This window comes from Halorubrum amylolyticum, assembly GCF_004114995.1.
GTDB classification, from domain to species: Archaea; Halobacteriota; Halobacteria; order Halobacteriales; family Haloferacaceae; genus Halorubrum; species Halorubrum amylolyticum.
Genome location: NZ_SDJP01000044.1, coordinates 1 through 18,551, shown reverse-complemented (window position 1 = coordinate 18,551; position 18,551 = coordinate 1). Strand labels below are relative to the sequence as shown.

14 protein-coding genes, 3 pseudogenes and 1 CRISPR repeat array are annotated in these 18,551 nt (G+C 61.1%); of the genes and pseudogenes, 6 read left to right on the top strand and 11 right to left on the bottom strand.

What is annotated here, in order from left to right; genetic code table 11:
- Positions 1-313: 313 nt before the first annotated feature.
- A complete protein-coding gene (locus tag ESO89_RS17240; protein WP_128906661.1) occupies positions 314-1,270 on the bottom strand; it encodes an HFX_2341 family transcriptional regulator in 957 nt (318 codons plus the stop codon).
- 139 nt (positions 1,271-1,409) lie between these two features.
- Between ESO89_RS17240 and ESO89_RS17235 the strand changes: the two genes are divergently transcribed.
- On the top strand, positions 1,410-2,717 hold the full coding sequence (locus tag ESO89_RS17235; RefSeq protein WP_128906660.1) for an acetamidase/formamidase family protein: 1,308 nt from the start codon (positions 1,410-1,412) through the stop codon (positions 2,715-2,717).
- A 105-nt stretch (positions 2,718-2,822) separates the two neighbouring features.
- On the top strand, positions 2,823-3,902 hold the full coding sequence (locus ESO89_RS17230) for an aminopeptidase (protein WP_128906659.1): 1,080 nt from the start codon (positions 2,823-2,825) through the stop codon (positions 3,900-3,902).
- 148 nt (positions 3,903-4,050) lie between these two features.
- On the opposite strand, the gene ESO89_RS17225 is transcribed toward ESO89_RS17230, so the two are convergent.
- Both ESO89_RS17225 and ESO89_RS17220 read right to left on the bottom strand, forming a co-directional pair.
- Positions 4,051-4,452 carry a hypothetical protein gene (locus tag ESO89_RS17225; RefSeq protein ID WP_128906658.1) on the bottom strand — a complete coding sequence of 134 codons (402 nt, stop codon included), beginning with the start codon at positions 4,450-4,452 and terminating at the stop codon, positions 4,051-4,053.
- A gap of 244 nt (positions 4,453-4,696) precedes the next feature.
- The gene (locus tag ESO89_RS17220; protein WP_128906657.1) at positions 4,697-5,257 is read right to left on the bottom strand and encodes a response regulator; all 561 of its coding nucleotides are present in this window, start codon (positions 5,255-5,257) and stop codon (positions 4,697-4,699) included.
- Between the two features lie 257 nt (positions 5,258-5,514).
- Here ESO89_RS17220 and pan2 point away from each other — a divergent pair, with 257 nt between their 5' ends.
- On the top strand, positions 5,515-6,738 hold the full coding sequence (gene pan2 / locus ESO89_RS17215; protein ID WP_128906656.1) for a proteasome-activating nucleotidase Pan2: 1,224 nt from the start codon (positions 5,515-5,517) through the stop codon (positions 6,736-6,738).
- 148 nt (positions 6,739-6,886) lie between these two features.
- Here pan2 and ESO89_RS19120 read toward each other — a convergent pair.
- Positions 6,887-7,036, bottom strand: a pseudogene (locus tag ESO89_RS19120) (RNA-guided endonuclease TnpB family protein); the annotation flags it as partial.
- 64 nt (positions 7,037-7,100) lie between these two features.
- Here ESO89_RS19120 and ESO89_RS17205 point away from each other — a divergent pair.
- A complete protein-coding gene (locus ESO89_RS17205; protein WP_128906655.1) occupies positions 7,101-7,943 on the top strand; it encodes a translation initiation factor eIF-2B in 843 nt (280 codons plus the stop codon).
- Between the two features lie 124 nt (positions 7,944-8,067).
- Positions 8,068-9,036, top strand: coding sequence for a DUF7260 family protein (locus tag ESO89_RS17200; RefSeq protein ID WP_128906654.1), 969 nt, complete (start codon positions 8,068-8,070; stop codon positions 9,034-9,036).
- A 180-nt stretch (positions 9,037-9,216) separates the two neighbouring features.
- On the opposite strand, the gene ESO89_RS17195 is transcribed toward ESO89_RS17200, so the two are convergent.
- The 3 genes and pseudogenes from ESO89_RS17195 to ESO89_RS17185 all read right to left on the bottom strand — a co-directional run.
- Entirely contained in the window at positions 9,217-9,855 is a 639-nt protein-coding gene (locus ESO89_RS17195) for an NAD(P)-dependent oxidoreductase (RefSeq protein ID WP_128906653.1), read from the bottom strand.
- Positions 9,856-10,183: 328 nt separating this feature from the next.
- Positions 10,184-10,621, bottom strand: a complete 438-nt coding sequence (locus ESO89_RS17190; protein ID WP_128906652.1) for a hypothetical protein — start codon at positions 10,619-10,621, stop codon at positions 10,184-10,186.
- A gap of 754 nt (positions 10,622-11,375) precedes the next feature.
- Positions 11,376-11,672, bottom strand: a pseudogene (locus ESO89_RS17185) (transposase); the annotation flags it as partial.
- A 66-nt stretch (positions 11,673-11,738) separates the two neighbouring features.
- On the opposite strand from ESO89_RS17185, the pseudogene ESO89_RS17180 reads away from it, so the two are divergent.
- A pseudogene (locus ESO89_RS17180) lies at positions 11,739-12,554 on the top strand (IS5 family transposase).
- Between the two features lie 227 nt (positions 12,555-12,781).
- Positions 12,782-14,935: a CRISPR direct-repeat array (repeat unit 37 nt; unit sequence GTTTCAATCCCGTACTGGGTTTTCTAGCTGTCTCGAC).
- A 115-nt stretch (positions 14,936-15,050) separates the two neighbouring features.
- Here the strand turns inward: ESO89_RS17180 and cas2 are convergent.
- The 4 genes from cas2 to ESO89_RS17160 are packed head-to-tail and all read right to left on the bottom strand — an operon-like array spanning position 15,051 to position 18,425.
- On the bottom strand, positions 15,051-15,323 hold the full coding sequence (gene cas2 / locus ESO89_RS17175) for a CRISPR-associated endonuclease Cas2 (protein WP_128906651.1): 273 nt from the start codon (positions 15,321-15,323) through the stop codon (positions 15,051-15,053).
- A gap of 2 nt (positions 15,324-15,325) precedes the next feature.
- Positions 15,326-16,321, bottom strand: a complete 996-nt coding sequence (gene cas1, locus ESO89_RS17170) for a CRISPR-associated endonuclease Cas1 (protein ID WP_128906650.1) — start codon at positions 16,319-16,321, stop codon at positions 15,326-15,328.
- Entirely contained in the window at positions 16,318-16,911 is a 594-nt protein-coding gene (gene cas4, locus ESO89_RS17165) for a CRISPR-associated protein Cas4 (RefSeq protein WP_128906649.1), read from the bottom strand. The genes cas1 and cas4 overlap by 4 nt, the downstream gene beginning before the upstream one ends.
- Complete coding sequence (locus ESO89_RS17160) at positions 16,908-18,425, bottom strand: P-loop NTPase family protein (protein WP_241686285.1); 1,518 nt, start codon at positions 18,423-18,425, stop codon at positions 16,908-16,910. Before ESO89_RS17160 ends, cas4 begins: the two co-directional genes overlap by 4 nt.
- Between the last annotated feature and the right edge of the window lie 126 nt (positions 18,426-18,551).

Here is an 18,551-nt window from a genome sequence, read left to right as displayed (position 1 = left end):
GGTCGTCCGAAGCAACGCGAAGGACGACCGACGAGGCTGGGGAGGTGTGAGGTGCGGCGCTGTGCGGGGCGGGACTCAAAGGGGCAGCCGCGAGGACGGCGCAGGGGAAGCAAGGACCGCAAGGAGCGAACAGAGTGAGCGACTGAGGACCACAGCGAGCGTGCGCCGTCCTCGCGGCTGGGGCTTTGGCGGTGTTCGCTGCGGAGTCATCGATCACGTATGGCCGAGCGGCTGGGGCTTTGAAGATGTTCGCCGTCGATCAGCCATTGACTACAGGTGAGCAAACGACCGAGACGACCAGACCCAGCGAGTATTACGCCAAATCCCGATCCCCATCGGCGTGCGCGCGGACCCAGAGTTCGCCGATCCGCGAGAGGGTGGTTCGATAGGACTTCCCGCGCTCCTCGCGCTCGATGTACCCCTTGCCGCCGGGGCCGAGCCGGTCGACGTTGTAGATCACCTTCGAGCGGAACGAGTCGGTGTACTCCTCGTTGAGGTCGTCGGCGAGCGTCTCGGCCAGCTCCGAGACCGACTCGAACTCGCCGTGTTCGCCGAGGGTGAACAAGACGAGCTCCTCGAACGGCTTGACGTTCTGGAAGGAGGCGACGGGGAGTTCGATCACGTGGCTGTCGCCGATGCGCTTCGCGCCGATGGTGGTCCCGCGCTCGTCGAACTCCGCGAGCAGGTCGGTGGTGCTCGCGAGGCGGTCGGCGACGCGGTCGGCGTCGGGGGCGTCCCCGCCCTCCTCGTCGGCGTCGAGGTCCCGCAGGAGGTCCCGCGTCGCGCGAAGCTCTTCGGCGAGCTCGGTCTCTAAGTACTTCTCCGGGGCGGTGTAGTAGGTGTGGATGCGGTCGCGGTCCTCCTGCCGCTCGACCATGATCGAGTGGGCGGCGGTCGCGAACGCGAAGGAAACGGGTCGGGGCATCGAACAGAGGTTCACCCAGACCTCGCGCTTGTCGACGGGGCCTCCGTCTCCCGTCTCGCCCGTTTCGTCCCGGTCCAACTCCGCATTAATGAGGTCGTAGGCGCGCTCGAAGGCGGCGTCGTAGTCGTACACGTCGTCCAACCGCTCGCGGACCGTCTCGGCGCCGAGCAGGTTCTGAAAGTCCTGTTCGAGCTTGCGCGCGATGTTGCGCGAGTACTCGACGTTGGCCTCGCTGCCGACCGTCCCCTCCAAGAGAATCACCCGGTCCACGTCGAACTGGTCCCGGATGAGGGGGGCGATCATCCGGTCGTAGTCGAACCCGACCGGGACGATGTGGGTCTGCATGGGTGAGGATATAACGGGACGCGGTTATAAACGACCGCAAGGGCTCTCCGATCTCACCGTCCGGAATCCCGCCCGACACCCATCGATCCCTTCCGCGGCCAGTAGCGTTATTCTCCCCACGCCCCAAGTGTGATGTGGTATGTCACAACAAGGCGTTCAAGAGGAGCTGTACGTCGACGAGTACACGCTCGGGCTGGTCGGCCCCGATCAGGAGTGGGCCGGCACGGTCTCGGACGGCGGGACGGTGGAGACGTACACGCCGCCGGGGTGTTGGGGACCGATGGTGACGCCCTCGTTCCGCGGCGGCCACGAGGTGACCCGTCCGATCCGCGTCGAGGGCGCCGAGGTCGGCGACGCGATCGCGATCCACATCCGCGACGTGAGCGTGACGAGCATGGCGACGAGCACCGGTTCGATGGCGGAACGCGAGGAGGCGTTCGGCGACGACCCCTTCGTCGACCACCGCTGTCCGGAGTGCGGGACGACGTGGCCCGACTCCGTCGTCGAGGGCACCGGCGAGGACGCGATCCGGTGTGCGGAGTGCGGCGCCAACGCCTCCTCGTTCGGCTTCGAGTACGGCTACACCGTCGCGTTCGACCACGAGAACGCGGTCGGGCTCACCCTCGACGAGGAGGGTGCCCACGCGCTCGCGCTCGACGCCGAACGCGTGATGGACATCCCCGAGAACTCGCGGCAACACCCCATCCTGCTGTATGAGCCGGACGGGATGCCCGGCACGCTCGGCCGCCTCCGGCCCTTCATCGGGAACATCGGAACGACGCCGCCGGTGACGATGCCCGACTCGCACAACGCGGGCGACTTCGGACAGAGCCTCATCGGCGCCGACCACGACTACGGCGTCGAGACCGAGGCGGATCTGGAGAAGCGCACCGACGGCCACATGGACATCCCGGAGGTCCGCGCGGGCGCCACGCTGATCTGTCCCGTCGCGGTCGACGGCGGCGGGGTGTACGTCGGCGACCTCCACGCGAATCAAGGCGACGGCGAGCTCTCGCTCCACACCACCGACGTGAGCGGCACGGTCACGATGGACGTGGAGGTGATCGAGGGGCTCGACCTCGACGGCCCCGTGCTCCTGCCGAACGAGGAGGACCTGCCGTTCATCAGCAGGCCATACAGCGACGCGGAGCGCGAGGCCGGCACCGACCTCGGCGCGGAGCACGGCGTCGACGTCGAAAGCGAGACGGCCCCGATCCAAGTTGTCGGCTCCGGCGCCACCGTCAACGACGCCACGCAGAACGCCTTCGACCGCGCGGGCACGCTGCTCGACATGACTGAGGGCGAGATCCGCGCCCGGTGTACCTTCACCGGTGGCGTCCAGATCGGTCGACTCCCCGGGGTTGTCCAGCTCGACATGCTGGCGCCGCTGGACCTGCTCGACGACCGGGGGCTCGGCGACGCGGCGCGGGAGCAGTACGGGCTGTAGACCGGGATCGCGGCGCGAATCGTCGAGTTCGCCGTCGCGATCGCGCGAGCGCCAGCGGACCACCGGAAGGAAAAGCCGTAATTCCCCGGCCGCGAAACGCCGTGTATGGACGCACGCGTTCGCGAACACGCGGAGATTATCGCCGACCACTCGACCGACATCGGATCGGGCGACGACGTGGTCATCCAGCTGCCGAAGGAGGCCGAGAACCTCGCGGTCGCCCTCCACGAGGTCTGCGGGGACCGCGGCGCCAACCCCGTCTACCTCAACTACTCGAAGCGCGCCCAGCGCGCCTTTAAGCGCTCGTCCGACGAGTTCACCGAGCCGGGCCACCGACGCGCGCTCTACGAGGAGGCCGACGTGTTCGTCATCGCGCGCGGCGGCGCGAACGCCACCGAGGATGCCGACATCGCCCCGGAGACCAACGCGGCGTACAACCGCGCGATGGAGGACGTCAAGCGGACGCGGCTCTCGAAGACGTGGTGTCTCACGCAGTACCCGACCGCGAGCCACGCCCAGCTCGCCGGGATGAGCACCGAGGCGTACGAGAACTTCGTGTGGGACGCCGTCTCGCTCGACTGGGACGAACAGCGCGAGTTCCAGGCGGAGATGGTCGAGATCCTCGACGACGCCGACGAGGTCCGGATCACGTCAGGCGAGGAGACGGACCTCACGCTCGACGTGTCGGGGAACTCCACGCTCAACGACTACGGCGAGGCGAACCTCCCCGGCGGCGAGGTGTTCACCGCGCCCACGCGAGACGGGGTCGACGGCGAGGTCCACTTCGATCTCCCGCTGTACCGCTACGGTCGCGAGATCGACGGGGTCCGGCTTCGATTCGAGGACGGAAAGGTCGTCTCCCACTCCGCCGAGCGCAACGAGGACCTGCTCTCCGGCATCCTCGACACCGACGAGGGCTCCCGACACCTCGGCGAGCTCGGCATCGGAATGAACCGCCAGATCGACCGGTTCACCTACAACATGCTGTTCGACGAGAAGATGGGCGACACCGTTCACATGGCGGTCGGCTCCGCGTATCCGGAGACGGTCGGCGGGGAGAACGAGGTCAACGAGTCCGCCGAGCACGTCGACATGATCGTCGACATGAGCGAGGACTCCGTCATCGAGGTCGACGGCGAGGTCGTCCAGCGCGACGGGACGTTCGTGTTCGAGGACGGGTTCTGACGCGTCGGCCGCCGTCGGGTTTCGGATCGACGGCCGTCCTCGGGAGTGCGGTTTTTTGGTGCAGATTTTTGCCGGCCGAGCGAAGCGAGGCCGGGAAAAAGGTGCGACTGGGACGTTCGTGTTCGAGGACGGGTTCTGAGGGCGCCGCTCACTTGGATTCGGATTCGGCCGCGCCGCGCCCCGCGCTCCGGCGGGCAAACGCCGCGTAGGCGACGACGAGCACGCCGAGCAGGCCGACGGTGCCGAGCGCGGCGACGTCCGGGAACCCGGCGAGCGGCGCGATCTCGCCGTCGGGCGCCGCGACGAGGTCGACGACGCCGGTTCCGACCGACAGCGCGAGCACGACGAGCCACATCGTCCCCACCGCGTACCCGAGTTCGACGAGCCGATCGGTCCGCGCCGCGTGCGCGGTGACCGCGCCGCCGCCGAGGATTGGGACCGCGGCGAGCGGGCTCGTCGGATCGGGGAGGAGGACGCTCCCGCCGAGGGCGATCGCCGTCCAGTACACGGCGACGGCGACGACCGTGCGGAGCGGGTCGGGGAGGGACACGGCGTGAGGGTTCGGACGGGTCCCACAAAACGATCGGGGGGTAGGCACGCGGTCCGGGAACACGGTGCCACCACGTCGCCACCGCGTCGCACGCGATGTGTATGGTTCGGGGGTGCGTCCGATCGGGTATGCCTGAAGAAGTCCTCTTCGAGTTCGAACTGGAGCGGAACGAGGAGAGCGACGGGGGCGACAGCGACCAGAACGGGGAGTTAGCGATCGAGTAGGCGGATCCCGTCGTCGGCCGCTACGGAACTTCGCCGGGGATCTCGGCGAAGGCGTCCCGAGCGGAGAGCTGATCGAGGGTGTCGTCGACGCGGTCACGGACCGCCTCCATCCGGTCGATGAGCTCCTCGTACTCCTCGGTGTTCGTCGTGTCCGACGCCTCCAGCGCGGCCTTCTTCGACGCCAGCGCGAAGAACTCCTGGCTGTGCTCGTCGAACTCCGTGCGGCGGAGCAGGACCTCCACGAGCGCGAGCAGGTCCTCCTTCGTGACGGGCTTCGTCTTGTAGTCGTCGAACGGCATGTCGACGATGTCCACGTCGGGTTCGACCGCGGTCAGCATCGCGACCTGCGCGTCGAACCCCTCTCCCCGGATCGCCTCCAGCACGTCGTGGCCCGACATGTCCGGCATCCGTCGGTCCAAGAGGACCACGTCGACCGACTCGTCCATCATCGTGAGAGCCTCCTCGCCGCCCGTGGCGATCCGCACCTCGTACGAGGCGTCGAGGTACACCCGGTACAGTTCGGCGAGGTCGGGCTCGTCGTCGACTGCGAGGACCGTCGCCCGCGCCCCCGCGTCGCTCATGGTCGGAGGACTGCAGTCCGCTGATCGCCCGCTGAGAGTCTCAGACCGACGCGGCCGGCCGCCGTTCGTACACTCATAACCCGGACTACACGCGCGACCGGTTAAAACGTTGATCCGATAGTATCAGAAGTGATATCTGGTTCGCGGCGTTCGCGGCCGCTCGCGTTCGCCCGACGGGACCGCCCTCCGCGGTCGGAGCGGGAGACCGCCGTGACCCAAAGGCACATTTACGCGCGCTTCTTAACCGGCACCAACGAATGTCTCACAGTCCCTCACTGCCTGACCGCCCCCGTCTGGAGCTCGATCCGGAGATGAGCGAGGCGGAACGGCTCGAGGCGATCCGCCAGCACTACCGGCGGATACTGCAGGTGAACGACGAGCTCGAGGACCGGTTGGACGACGCGCAGGACCAGCGCGGCGATCTGAAGGCGGACGTCGACGAGTTGAAGCGCGAGAACGAGGTGCTGAAGACCTCCTCGCTGTACATCGCCTCCGTCGAGGAGATCACGGGGGACGGCGTCGTGATCAAGCAGCACGGCAACAATCAGGAGGTGCTGACGCAGGCGTCCACGGCGCTGGAGTCCGACCTCCGGCCGGGCGACCGCGTCGCGATCAACGACTCCTTCGCGGTCCAGCAGGTGCTCGACGACGAGACCGACTCCCGGGCGCAGGCGATGGAGGTCACCGAGTCGCCCGAAGTCGAGTACGCCGACATCGGCGGCATCGACGATCAGATCCGCGAGGTCCGGGAGGCCGTCGAGGACCCGCTCGAGGACCCCGAGCAGTTCGAGGCGGTCGGCGTCGAACCGCCGAGCGGCGTCCTCCTGCACGGCCCGCCGGGAACCGGAAAGACGATGCTCGCGAAGGCGGTCGCCAACGAGTCCGACGCCACGTTCATCAAGATGGCCGGCTCCGAGCTCGTCCGGAAGTTCATCGGCGAGGGCGCCCGGCTCGTTCGGGACCTGTTCGAGCTCGCCGCCGAGCGCGAGCCCGCCGTCATCTTCATCGACGAGATCGACGCCGTCGCCGCCAAGCGGACGGACTCGAAGACCTCTGGCGACGCCGAAGTCCAGCGGACGATGATGCAGCTGCTCTCCGAGATGGACGGCTTCGACGACCGCGGCGAGGTCCGGATCATGGCCGCCACCAACCGCTTCGACATGCTCGACGAGGCGATCCTGCGTCCCGGTCGCTTCGACCGCCTCATCGAGGTGCCCGAGCCGAACGCCGAGGGCCGCGAGCGCATCCTGGAGATCCACACGCGCGACATGAACGTCGCCGAGGACACCGACGTGGGCGCGGTCGCCCGCGAGCTCGAGGGGTACAGCGGCGCCGACATCGCCTCGCTGGCGACCGAAGCCGGGATGTTCGCGATCCGCGACGGCCGCACCGAGGTCACGCAGGCGGACTTCGAACAGGCGCGCGAGAAGTTGCAGGACGCCGAGCAGACCGAAGAGCAGGTCATCAACTACCAGTACTAGCCGTTCCGATCGGCGGTCCTAGCGGTTCTGATCGGCGGTCGGTTTCGGGTTCTACGGGGGTTTGTGATGGTGAGTCAGCGGTCAACCGCCTCAGGGTCAAGCCCCGAGGCTTGTCAGTGGACTCTCGCTCTACCCGCGCAAGTCGGCAGTCCGCACTCCAGCGAGCGAAACGGCCGCCGATGCTTTTGATGGTGAGGTGGGCGGAACGAGTGCCCGTCTGTTGCAGGTTGCCGCGCCGGCGCTCGTACTCGTCGCGTTTGTGGTTGAGGTGGTCCGCATTGCCGAGGAAGGTCCGGGTTCGCGCTCGTTTCGTCCGACGAGAGCCCGGAACCCCTTTGAATTGGGGCGACGACTCTACGGGTATGATCGACGAGACGGTCGCCGAGATCCGGGCGATGCGGACCCACAGCACGTCGGCGGTGGCCGTGAAGGCGACGCGGTCGCTCGCGGACCTGCTCGACCGCGAGTACGTGACGGTCGACGAGTTCGAGCGCGACCTCGAACACAACGCGGGGGTGTTGCGCCGGTCGAACCCCTCTCACGCCGCGCTCCACAACGCGATGCGCGAGGTCGAGCGCTCGATCGTCGGCGAGGCGACGAGCGTCGAGGACGGGAAACAGCGGCTCGAAGAGACCATCGACCGCGTCGTCGACGACATCGAGACGGCGAAGGGGGAGGCCGCCGCCAACGCGGCCGAACGCATCGAGGACGGCGACACCCTGCTGGTCCACGACTACTCGACGACGGTGCTGGAGTCGATCGAGAACGCGGCCCGCGACGGCGCCCACCTGACGGTGTACGTCACGGAGGCGCGCCCGCGCACCCTCGGCCGGAAGACGGCCCGCGTGCTCGCCGGCATGGCGCGGGTCGACACCCGGATGGTGGTCGACAGCGCGATGGGGTACGCACTCCGCGACTGCGACCGCGTCCTCCTCGGGATCACCTGCATGACCGGCGGCACGTACTACAACCGCGTCGGGACGTTCCCGCTGGTCGTCACCGCCCGCGAGCTCGGCGTGCCGGTGACCGCGGTCGGCTCGGGCGCGAAGCGGATCGAGGAGTTCCGGTTCGAAAACGAGTTCCGCGACGCGGTCGAGGTGATGCGCGAGCCCGTCGAGGACGTGACGATCGAGAACCCGAGCTACGACGCGACTCCGATCGGCATGATCGACACCGTGATCACCGACGACGGCGTCGTCGAGTAGTCGGAGCGGCGGCGAGCCCCCCGCCGTCGCCGAACCGGGGTGACCTATCGGACCCGGAAACCGTCGTGTCGGGGACCGAGATCCGCCACAAGCGCTTTGTACGTGTGTCGTGTTAGCGCATACAATGAGCGCGAGGCAGGGGGCCGCGGGGGTCTTTCGGGTCCAGAGCGCGGAGCCGGCGACGGCTGAGTGTACCACGCTCTCCTGTGACCTCGCCGCGGTCGCGACGGAGCCCGGGGCCGTCACCGCGCTGGTCGTTGCGGGCGTCGTCGCGTTCGTCGCGCTGGCGTACGTCCGCGACGCCAAAGCCGACTGCCGCGCCGAGCGGCGACGCGTCCTCGACGAGCGCGCCGCCTTCGAGGAGTTCGCGGACTGCGTCTCCGGGCTCGACCCCGCGCCCGCCTCGTCGACCGCGTCGTCGTTCGACGGCCCGGCGGCCGCGGTCCGCACCGTCTCCGCGGTCGACGGGAGGAACGGGACCGGCGACGACATCAGGCTCCGGCGCGTGCTCGCGGCGTACCGGGACACGGTGATGTCGCTGCCACACTACAGAGAGGAGTACGACGAGACGATCCCCGATAGCCTCGCCGCCGAGCTGGGGCCGGACACGGCCGCCGCGCTGGCCTCCAACGGCACCCTCTCGTCCGGGGCGCAGTCGGCGCTGATGCGGCGGAGCCGGCGGGCGGCCGACGCCCGGTCGTCGCTGGCGGACGCGATCGGTTCGGAGATCGACGCGCTCTCCCGGTACGAGACCGATCTGACCCGCGTCGACCGCCGCCGTCGCCGGCTCCTCGAACACCTCGACGGCGTGGCGGGGGACCGGACGGACGCCGCGATCGACGTCTGGCGGCGGCTCGACGAGATCGAGTCCGAGTGCGACCGACTCGCCGCCGATCGGCAGCGCGGGCTCGACGACCCGCCGATGGCCGTCGACGCCCCGGGCGGCGAGGGGGATCGCCGCTCGTTCCACGAGTATCTATACGGGCCGACCGAGGGGCCGCGCTACCCCGTGTTGGCGCAGATCGCGGAAATCGCCGGGCAGATCCGGACGGACAGCGACCGGGTCGCGAGCCGGATCGCCGGCATCGAGTGAGTCGCGCGCGTTTTCATTCTTCTCCCCCGGGTGGCGGACGCCAGTGGCACGGAGCTGGCTGTTCGCGTGTGGGTCTCGCGGTGTCGGGGTACCTGGTCCCGTTCGTGCGGCCGGCGGGACCGTCGTCGGGGCGGGGATGGTCGCCGCGCTCTCGCGGCGATCGGTGAGGGGAAGCGAGGCCTAGTAGCCGGTTCCGAGGTAGGTGTGGACGGCGTCGGCCGATTCGAGCTCGTCGACGAACGCGACCGCGAAGTCCTCCATCGAGATGTAGCTGTCGCCGTCCTCGTCGGCGACGAGCTCCCCCTTGGCGGTCCGGTACTCGCCGGTCCGCTCGCCGGGTTCGATGAGCGCGGCGGGCGCGACGTACGACCACTGGAGGCCGTCCGCGTCCCGGAACACGTCGAAGGCGTCGATGGCGGCGCGGGCGACCGGCTCCCACTCGTCGGGAAACTCCTCGGTGTCGACGAGCCGGGTGCCCGGGGCGACCGTCAGCCCGCCGGCGCCGCCGGTCCAGACGAGGCGGTCGACGCCCGCCTCGCGCATCCCCTCGACGACCGCCTCCGCCATCGACACGAGCGCGTCGACGCCCTCGTCCTCGCTAGGACCGAGCGCAGACGCGACCGCGTCGTGGCCCGCCGCGAGGTCGGCGATCCGGTCGGCGTCGGTCGCGTCGCCAGCGACCGCCTCGAAGTCGGGGTCGTCGACGCCGTCGACCTCGCCGCTTCGGGAGACGCCGGTGACAGCGTGGCCGCGGTCGAAGAGCTCGTTCGCGATTCGATGGCCGATTCGTCCGCTCGCACCGAGTAGGAGTACGTCCATTGCGTTGGAGTGGCTTTCGTGCGTGACCGGTATATACGTTAGCGAACGGAAACGCGACCAGGTAACGTCCACGTCACCGGACGGGAGCCTAGAAGGATGACGACGAGAGAGAACGACCATCGCGGTTGCTTTATAACCTCCAGCGAGTATCTTCGAGCGTGGTGGCCATGACGACGTGTTACCCCCTCTGGGAGTCGATTTCTACTAATAGATTGCAAAGGCTCTACTGAGATCCTCAGCAGGTGATCCGTCTTCACTGGTTGCGGTCAATACAGGTGAACTACTGAAAGGTTTCTAGATTTTACTCAGTGGAGGAGTCCTTATATTTCTATTTTTTCTCAGATACTACAGGTGATTGGCTCGGGGAAAATCGCCGTAACGCATACGCAACAGTAGATGATATAACCCCTATTGGTACGCCATACAAAATTGCTGTCCCCATGCCGGTTAAAAGCCCATAGTCAGGTTGGGGGTGAGTAAGAGAGATGACACCGTACAGGGAATAGCCGCTCACGATGATCACGGCGACGGCAATACTCACTAGTATTCCGTTGTTTCGATATGTGTGTATCCCTGCCAGAATAATCGCTAATACCGTGACTCCAAGTGGACTCATAAATAAACTAGATGCGTTTCCCATCTCGGAATTTCCAGCAAGATAGAGTTGACCGAAGAACAAGGCCATGAGAATGACCGAGTACCCGAGATACCGAAGCGATAGTTTCAGCGATTTCCCTAGAAGAAACGATTCTAACCGCGAGTCCATTTGTGATGACTGGTTCACTGGTTGAATAAACGTTTTCACCGAGAGGCCCCGCGGGAAATCGGAGATATAGATAGTAGGTGTATGTGGTTCTATTGATCTCCTCCGTAGGTGAATTTTTTTACACCCTCAATCGCTCAGTACAATATCCGGAGAAAGCATATATGAGTGGACGTATGGGACAAGACATATGAGTATGAACATTGACCGACATGTTACCGCAGGACTCGCCGCCGTTTGCTTTGGAATTGGATCTCCGTTCTTATTGTCGAATGCTACTACCTTACGCGGGTCAGCACTAATATATGGCTCCATGACATTAGCGGGAGCAAGCTCTTTAATACCGATTTTATATATCACAGAAACCGTGGAAAAGTAAGATATCATTGGTGTTTATTGCGATCGGTAGTAGTATCCTATTTTGGTTATACGCTTTTCTTCAGTTTGGTGCGTGATTGAAGGACTCAAGAATTATTCAGTACAGGGGACGGATCGCTCAGTACGCAACTTTCAGTGACCAGTTGTTTCAGACGTGGGTGTGTCTAATAGAAGGATTTCACCTATGGAAACGCTGCTAGCCGACCAAACCACGGCTAGCGACAAAATGGTTACGCCGTCTGGGAATCTATTGTTCTCACAACCGGCAGGCGGCCGAAACGGGTTCGCGGTGCGGTCGCTGTCTGGCGATAGCTGACGCTCATGGAGGGCCTCGGCCGACCACTGAGGGCCGCCGGCCGGCGGCCCTCAGATCCCTCGTCTATGCGGTCACACCCGGTGGATCATACGTTTCTCCCCGATCAAGCATGTGGTAGATCGACACCAGCATCTTCCGAGCTGCCGCCACGATTGCTTTCTGTGAGTTCTTTCGGCTTGCTAATCTGTCGTAGAACCGACTCAGATACTCGTCGTTACACGTATGGACTGCGGTGTTAGCTGCTTGGACGAGCAACCATCTCACACGACCTGATCCACGCTTCGAAATGCTCCCCTCGATCTGCGAATCACCTGACTCGTGGATCACCGGGTTCAATCCGACGTAACTGACGATGCTCCGTTGAACGCCGACGCCCTCTGCGGATTGTATCGTTGATTTCAGGGGATTTGGACGCCGTCTGGCGATATGGGGAGACTCAGAAACCTCGCACAGACGTTTCACGAGTTCGCCACGAACCACGTTGAGGAACCAGATGTACCCGTCGTCGCCGTCGGCGACGGCGGGTACGACAAGTCCACGAAAATCGCGCTGCTCTTGCTCAAAGAAGAGGTCAACAAACCGCTCCGGCAGTTTGAGGACTATCTGAACGAGATGCCCGGTATTCTTGATGTGTTTGGCCTTGAGACATCTCCTGATTACACGTCGTTCAGCGTGTGGGACGGTGATTTTCCGATGCAAGAGTTGCGCCGCCTGCTCCGCTGACCGGCGGAGCAGGCGGGACTCTCGGGAACTGCGTCGATTGATGCCAGCGGTTTCCAGCGAGATCAGGCAAGCTCACACTACCGAAATCGTGTCGGCTACTCGTTCAATGCCATGAAGACGACGCTGCTCGTTGACACGGAGTCGCTCGCCATCATGGACGCTCATTTCACGACAAAGAAGGCCTATGACGGCCATATCGGGCTGCAGGTCTTTCGGCGCAACGCCGAAGACCTGCAGGCACTACTGGCTGACAAGATGTACTCATGGAGCGATCTCCGGGAAGCCTGTCGTGGAGCATCAACGCGTCCAGTGATCAAACACTACGAGCAAAACGCACTCAAGAAGGCACACAACGCCAGAATTGACGACAAAGTCTACAACCAGCGGTCGATGAGTGAGACCGTGTTTGCGATGCTGAAGGACGACGGCGACGAGATCCGCTCCCGGAGTTGGCACGGCCAATTCCGGGAGCTCACACGGAAGTGCATCGTACATAACCTCGCGCAGGCGGCGAGTTAGGGCTCGCCGCCTGCTCCCCTTCTCCGGACGTATTCGGGAGAGGCATCGCCATCGTCCACCTCATACTTCGTGCGGTATCTTGTGAAACTGATGTTTTGATCACTGCGCAAATCCGCTAAAATCGAATTGTCTGATCTTAGAATCCGCAGAGAGAGCGTAGTTGCCGGTAGAAAATCTAATATCATAATTCTGATTCTGTCGCTGTCTTGCGTTCAACACTGCAGCGAGTTTCAATCCCGTACTGGGTTTTCTAGCTGTCTCGACTGGTCGACTCGGTCGTCGAGGTATCCCACGTCAGGCGTTTCAATCCCGTACTGGGTTTTCTAGCTGTCTCGACGCCTTCGTGTCCCCCAGCGGGCGGTCGGCAGCTCGGTTTCAATCCCGTACTGGGTTTTCTAGCTGTCTCGACGCGTTCGTCCCCTCCGGGTTTTCCATCGGCACGATGTTTCAATCCCGTACTGGGTTTTCTAGCTGTCTCGACGCTCGCGTTCGACTGGCAGCCGCGGGTTGTGCGTGGTGTTTCAATCCCGTACTGGGTTTTCTAGCTGTCTCGACCGTCCGCGTCAGTCGTTTCGGAGACGAACTCGCCGCGTTTCAATCCCGTACTGGGTTTTCTAGCTGTCTCGACCGTAGCGGCCGTACTTCGGATTCGCAGCCGCGAGGTTTCAATCCCGTACTGGGTTTTCTAGCTGTCTCGACTTCCCGACTGGGCGCGGGCTCGTCGAAGTGCTCGTCAGTTTCAATCCCGTACTGGGTTTTCTAGCTGTCTCGACAGCGTGGTCGGACATGGGTGGGTGGCCGTCGATAAAGTTTCAATCCCGTACTGGGTTTTCTAGCTGTCTCGACCGCACGATCTGCAGCAGCCCGACGCCGACCGTGCCGTTTCAATCCCGTACTGGGTTTTCTAGCTGTCTCGACTGCCGAAGACATCCGCGACAACCTCATCGCCGACCAGTTTCAATCCCGTACTGGGTTTTCTAGCTGTCTCGACGATCCTGTCGAGCGCGATCGGGCTGTACGGGAAGGGGTTTCAATCCCGTACTGGGTTTTCTAGCTGTCTCGACCTCCGCGGGCGACACGATCGGGCTCCACTACATCATGTTTCAATCCCGTACTGGGTTTTCTAGCTGTCTCGACATCATGTTGTGCGCCGGCGTCGGGTCGTCGACGGTCGGGTTTCAATCCCGTACTGGGTTTTCTAGCTGTCTCGACCCTCGGGTACGTCGATGTACTCGCTCATTCGGCCGTTTCAATCCCGTACTGGGTTTTCTAGCTGTCTCGACAGGCGGCGCTTACTCGTCGCGCGGCTCGATCCGATAGTTTCAATCCCGTACTGGGTTTTCTAGCTGTCTCGACCATATACTCGGTGTACATCTCGCCGTTGAACGAATTGTTTCAATCCCGTACTGGGTTTTCTAGCTGTCTCGACGCCGATCCGATCGGCGAGCTCGGCCGGCGTGAACTGTTTCAATCCCGTACTGGGTTTTCTAGCTGTCTCGACTGGCGGTGACCGGTTCACTGTTCGAAACGACTCGCGTTTCAATCCCGTACTGGGTTTTCTAGCTGTCTCGACGCTCGCTCGTCACGAGTTCCTGTCCGTCCATGACGTTTCAATCCCGTACTGGGTTTTCTAGCTGTCTCGACTGTGGTACCCCGCCGCCGTAACACCCACGCGCCACTTGTTTCAATCCCGTACTGGGTTTTCTAGCTGTCTCGACTACGTCGTCGCCATCGATGAGGTTCACGCTCCCGGGGTTTCAATCCCGTACTGGGTTTTCTAGCTGTCTCGACATCTGGTCGGTGCCGTACTCGTCGCCGCCGGCGCTCGGTTTCAATCCCGTACTGGGTTTTCTAGCTGTCTCGACGTCAGATCGTCCCCGGTCCATTTCTCACACGTCGCCGTGTTTCAATCCCGTACTGGGTTTTCTAGCTGTCTCGACACGCCCCGTTCGTCGTCACGTCGTTTCCGACGGGCAAGTTTCAATCCCGTACTGGGTTTTCTAGCTGTCTCGACAGTAGCAACGCGGCAAACACGACTGTATGAGTACAGTTTCAATCCCGTACTGGGTTTTCTAGCTGTCTCGACACGTTTGAGTACGATTGGGGGTATGCGGCCGACGGCGTTTCAATCCCGTACTGGGTTTTCTAGCTGTCTCGACATGCCGAGCACCTCTTACAGTCGTCAAGGCTCGGGTGGTTTCAATCCCGTACTGGGTTTTCTAGCTGTCTCGACATCTGACCGACGACGCCGAGACGTACCAGCAGGTGTAGTTTCAATCCCGTACTGGGTTTTCTAGCTGTCTCGACATCTGGTCGGTGCCGTACTCGTCGCCGCCGGCGCTCGGTTTCAATCCCGTACTGGGTTTTCTAGCTGTCTCGACAGGGGGTGAAATTACGGCTATAGGAGCCAAAAACCTTTCTCAACTCTCGAAATTCAACCCCGGTTACGTCAACGGGGGCTGTACACGGATTTAATAAAGGTCCACGTAGCCTAACTCAGAGAACATTCGATTGCTCGTCTGGAGGCTCCGAACCGATATCGGTCGTGTTGTCTTGGCAAGACTCACACAGACGATAGATCCGGATGCGATCACCGTCGGATGGCTCGATATGGGATTCGAGTTCGTCTTCAAGTTCAACACGTTCTGTCTTCGTTACGTCGACCTCAAAGACACTGTACTGTCGCCACGCACCATACCGCTGGAGCGTTCGATACACTTGCCGGCGGTTCGAGTCCTCACTTACGTCGTAGGCGATCGCCAAGCGCATGGTCATTTCGAGAACGTCAATGCGTGATACTCGTCCAGCTCACCAGTGATCGCTTTCCGCAACAAGATCGCTTGTTGTCGGACTGCCTTCCGCCGTGAGACGGTATACTCAAAATACGGATGTGTAAATTCCTCCTGCATGAACTCGTCGAACTTTGAACAGTAGGTTTTGAACGCGTCATCGGACAGGTGGTTGTCCTGTGTAAACTGCTCATGATCGATAACCCCGCGGTTCACTAGCCGGGTGACGAACGCATCACAGAAGATCGGTCTGAACTCCTCCTGTAGATCAAGTGCCAGTGAAGGACGACCATGGCGGTCTGCGTGTAGGATTCCCAAGAACGGATCAAGATTGTACTGTCTGAGTGCACTCATGACCTCGTTTTTCATGAACACGTAGGTCAGCGATAGCAACGAGTTGATGTGATCTTCTGGTGGTCGTTTCGTCCGCTTCTCGAAGGTCCAGCCATCCGTGAGTGTCTCGTCCAGTCGACTGAAGTACCGCTCGGCGGCTTCTCCCTCGACGCCCCGAAGGTCGTCTTTCGTCTTGACGGTCGTTGCCCGAACGCCGAGGTCTTTGAGTACGTCCGTTCCATACACGCCCTTGCGCGAGAGTAGCGTCCGGCCGTTCCGGATCTTGCCGGCGATCATCGCTGCTGCGATATCCAACTCAGCCGTCTCGCCGAGTGCGTATTGAGATCGTCTGACCTCCGCGATCGTATTCTTTTCCGGGACGAAGCTCCCACGGTACTTACCGTTCTGAGTGAAGTAGTTCAGAATGATGCCGTGTTCGTTGGCCTCTGCGACAAACGGCGTCGAGAAGTTCACGCCGCCAAAGACGTTGATTGTGTCGAGCTTTTCGGTCGGGAACGTTGCGAGTTCGCCTTCGTCACCGTCGACATCCCAAACCACGATGCGGCCGCCCTCAGTTCTGACTTGGGTACCCTGTTTGGTGACGTAGACGACGGAGTCGTCGAACATCCCCTCCGTGGCTTTCATACTTCCCCCTCCCAGCCCGTACCGCGGGCCTTCTCGGGTTCAAGCACAGCCGTCTCTTCTGGCATGCAGTACTCGCGTGCGGAACAGGCCTCGCACTTTGAGGGGTTGTCTGTAAGTGGCGGAATGTCATTGACGGTCAGAGATTGCATCGTCTCGATCTGTTCTCGAACTGTTTCTCGATGGGAGTCAGTTATTGGGATGTGCATTCGCTGATCCGTTTCATAGAGATATATCGCGCCTTGCCGCACAGGCTCATCGAGATGCTCTTCGAGTAACATACAGTACCCAGCCAACTGTAGTTCATCACTCTTGTAGTAATCTCCACTCTCCGCACGCTTTCGCTCAATTGGAATGATCTGTCCATTCGTTGAATCGAGAATGTCGATTTTTCCCTTCAATCCGATTTCTTCGGATTCAAGATAGAGTTCATTTACCCAATCGCCTCGTGTTGATTGGTTCTCGTGCTTCGTCTGGCCTTCAATTCGTTCGTAGTTTCGACCTTGTGTGTCGTAAAAATGCAGATACCAATACCGTCGCTGACAGTAAGAAAATTGGTTGAGATCAGCGACATTGATCAGGTCATCGGTCATATTTGGCGTGCTTGGACATCGATTTCTGGAGGACCATTTGTATCACAGTTGATCTCGATATCATACTCAGAAGTCGTAATGCGAGATGGAATGATCGCGTCAACGATACGGATAATATCAAAAAAGCGGTGTAACAGCTCTATCGATACCGAAAAATCATCGTTCAAGTCAGCCAGATCGATGTGACGATGGATCTTCGTTTGGAGTAACCCCTCTATTTCAGTCGTCGGCTGATCATACTTAGTCGGCTCAGTTTCATATGCGGGAAGGCGTGCCGTTACGGTTGAGAGAGTATCGTCGTCTGACAGCCCTAAAATCAGTGTATCGTCATCATCAACGTCCATAATATCGTAATTCCGAAGTGTCGTTGAGAGATCATAGGTTGTAACTCCCAGTTGATCTCCACGAGGATATTTGATTGACGCCGGCAATGAGCGTCCTCGAAGACCCCGAAAAGTCTTGAAGCACTCTGTGGTGAATTCAAGTAGTTTCGCCTCTGAGCTGTTCTGTTGGTATTTTCCGGGAGAGAATCCATCCTTTATCTCCCCGTACTCGGCGTTGACTGCCTGAATAAATCCGTACCACTGATCGTATTTGTCGATATTTGTCTCGAAGTCTTCGCGCAGTTCCTGATTGAACCAGCTTGAACTCTCCTCACGCTCTGTAATCGCATAGGCAGCTCGAAAGCCGACAAGATCAGCTAGCCGATTTTGATCCATCTGCGTCGATTCTAATCCCTTGTAGATCTGTTCAGCAAACCTAGGGAAGTCGACATTCTCACCCCATGGACCTTTCCCAAGGCCGTATATATCGACGGTTGCTTCCGACTGACGGCCAGCACGACCAAACCGCTGGAGAAACGCGCTCGCAGTAAATGGTTTCTCCATGTACAACGTCGTTATGTCGTAATCAAGTCCGACTTCGCCCTTATTTGTCGTATTGAGTATATAGAACTCCGTTTCATCGAGATCCGCCGCTTCGTCATTCGTATCGAATCCGTTGTCTTTGGCGGTGTGCTCAAAAACAGTCGGGTGCTCACGGTAGAGGAAATCGTGGAAGTCGTTGCTGTCTTTTGCGCTATTGAACACGAGGACGATCTGTGGCTCATCATAATCGTTGACTGCGTCAATTTTGTCTTGGAGTTCTGTGCCGATCTCGTCTCGGCAATCGATAATCTTCCTGTCTTCGTGCCTCCGTACGTTCATTCGATGACGGAACTGATCACCTTCTGAATCGAATTCGCTGTTGATATCTCGAACAGTCAGTCCAATTCGTTCACGCAGAAATCGTACAAACTCCTCGTTTGGGGTAGCAGATGCAAGGAGTATTTTCGGATCCGGTTGGCGTTCCTCTATGATTTTGATCTGTAACAAGAGACCACTTGCTGAAAGGTCGTCATAAAAGTGGAATTCGTCGTAGACGATCGCATCGAACTTATTGAAAAACCGCATCGGATCACTCCCGAAGTACATGTCCTGAATCGCTGCCTGAAGGATGTCGGGATTAGTTAGCACCGCATCGTAATCGGTTGCGTACTTATTGACGAAGAGCCTGTCATAGAATCAGTCTCATAGCGTGAGCTTCTCACGGCCCGGATTATTTCCCCGCTCAAAATTGGTAATAGCAACGACAATTCGGAG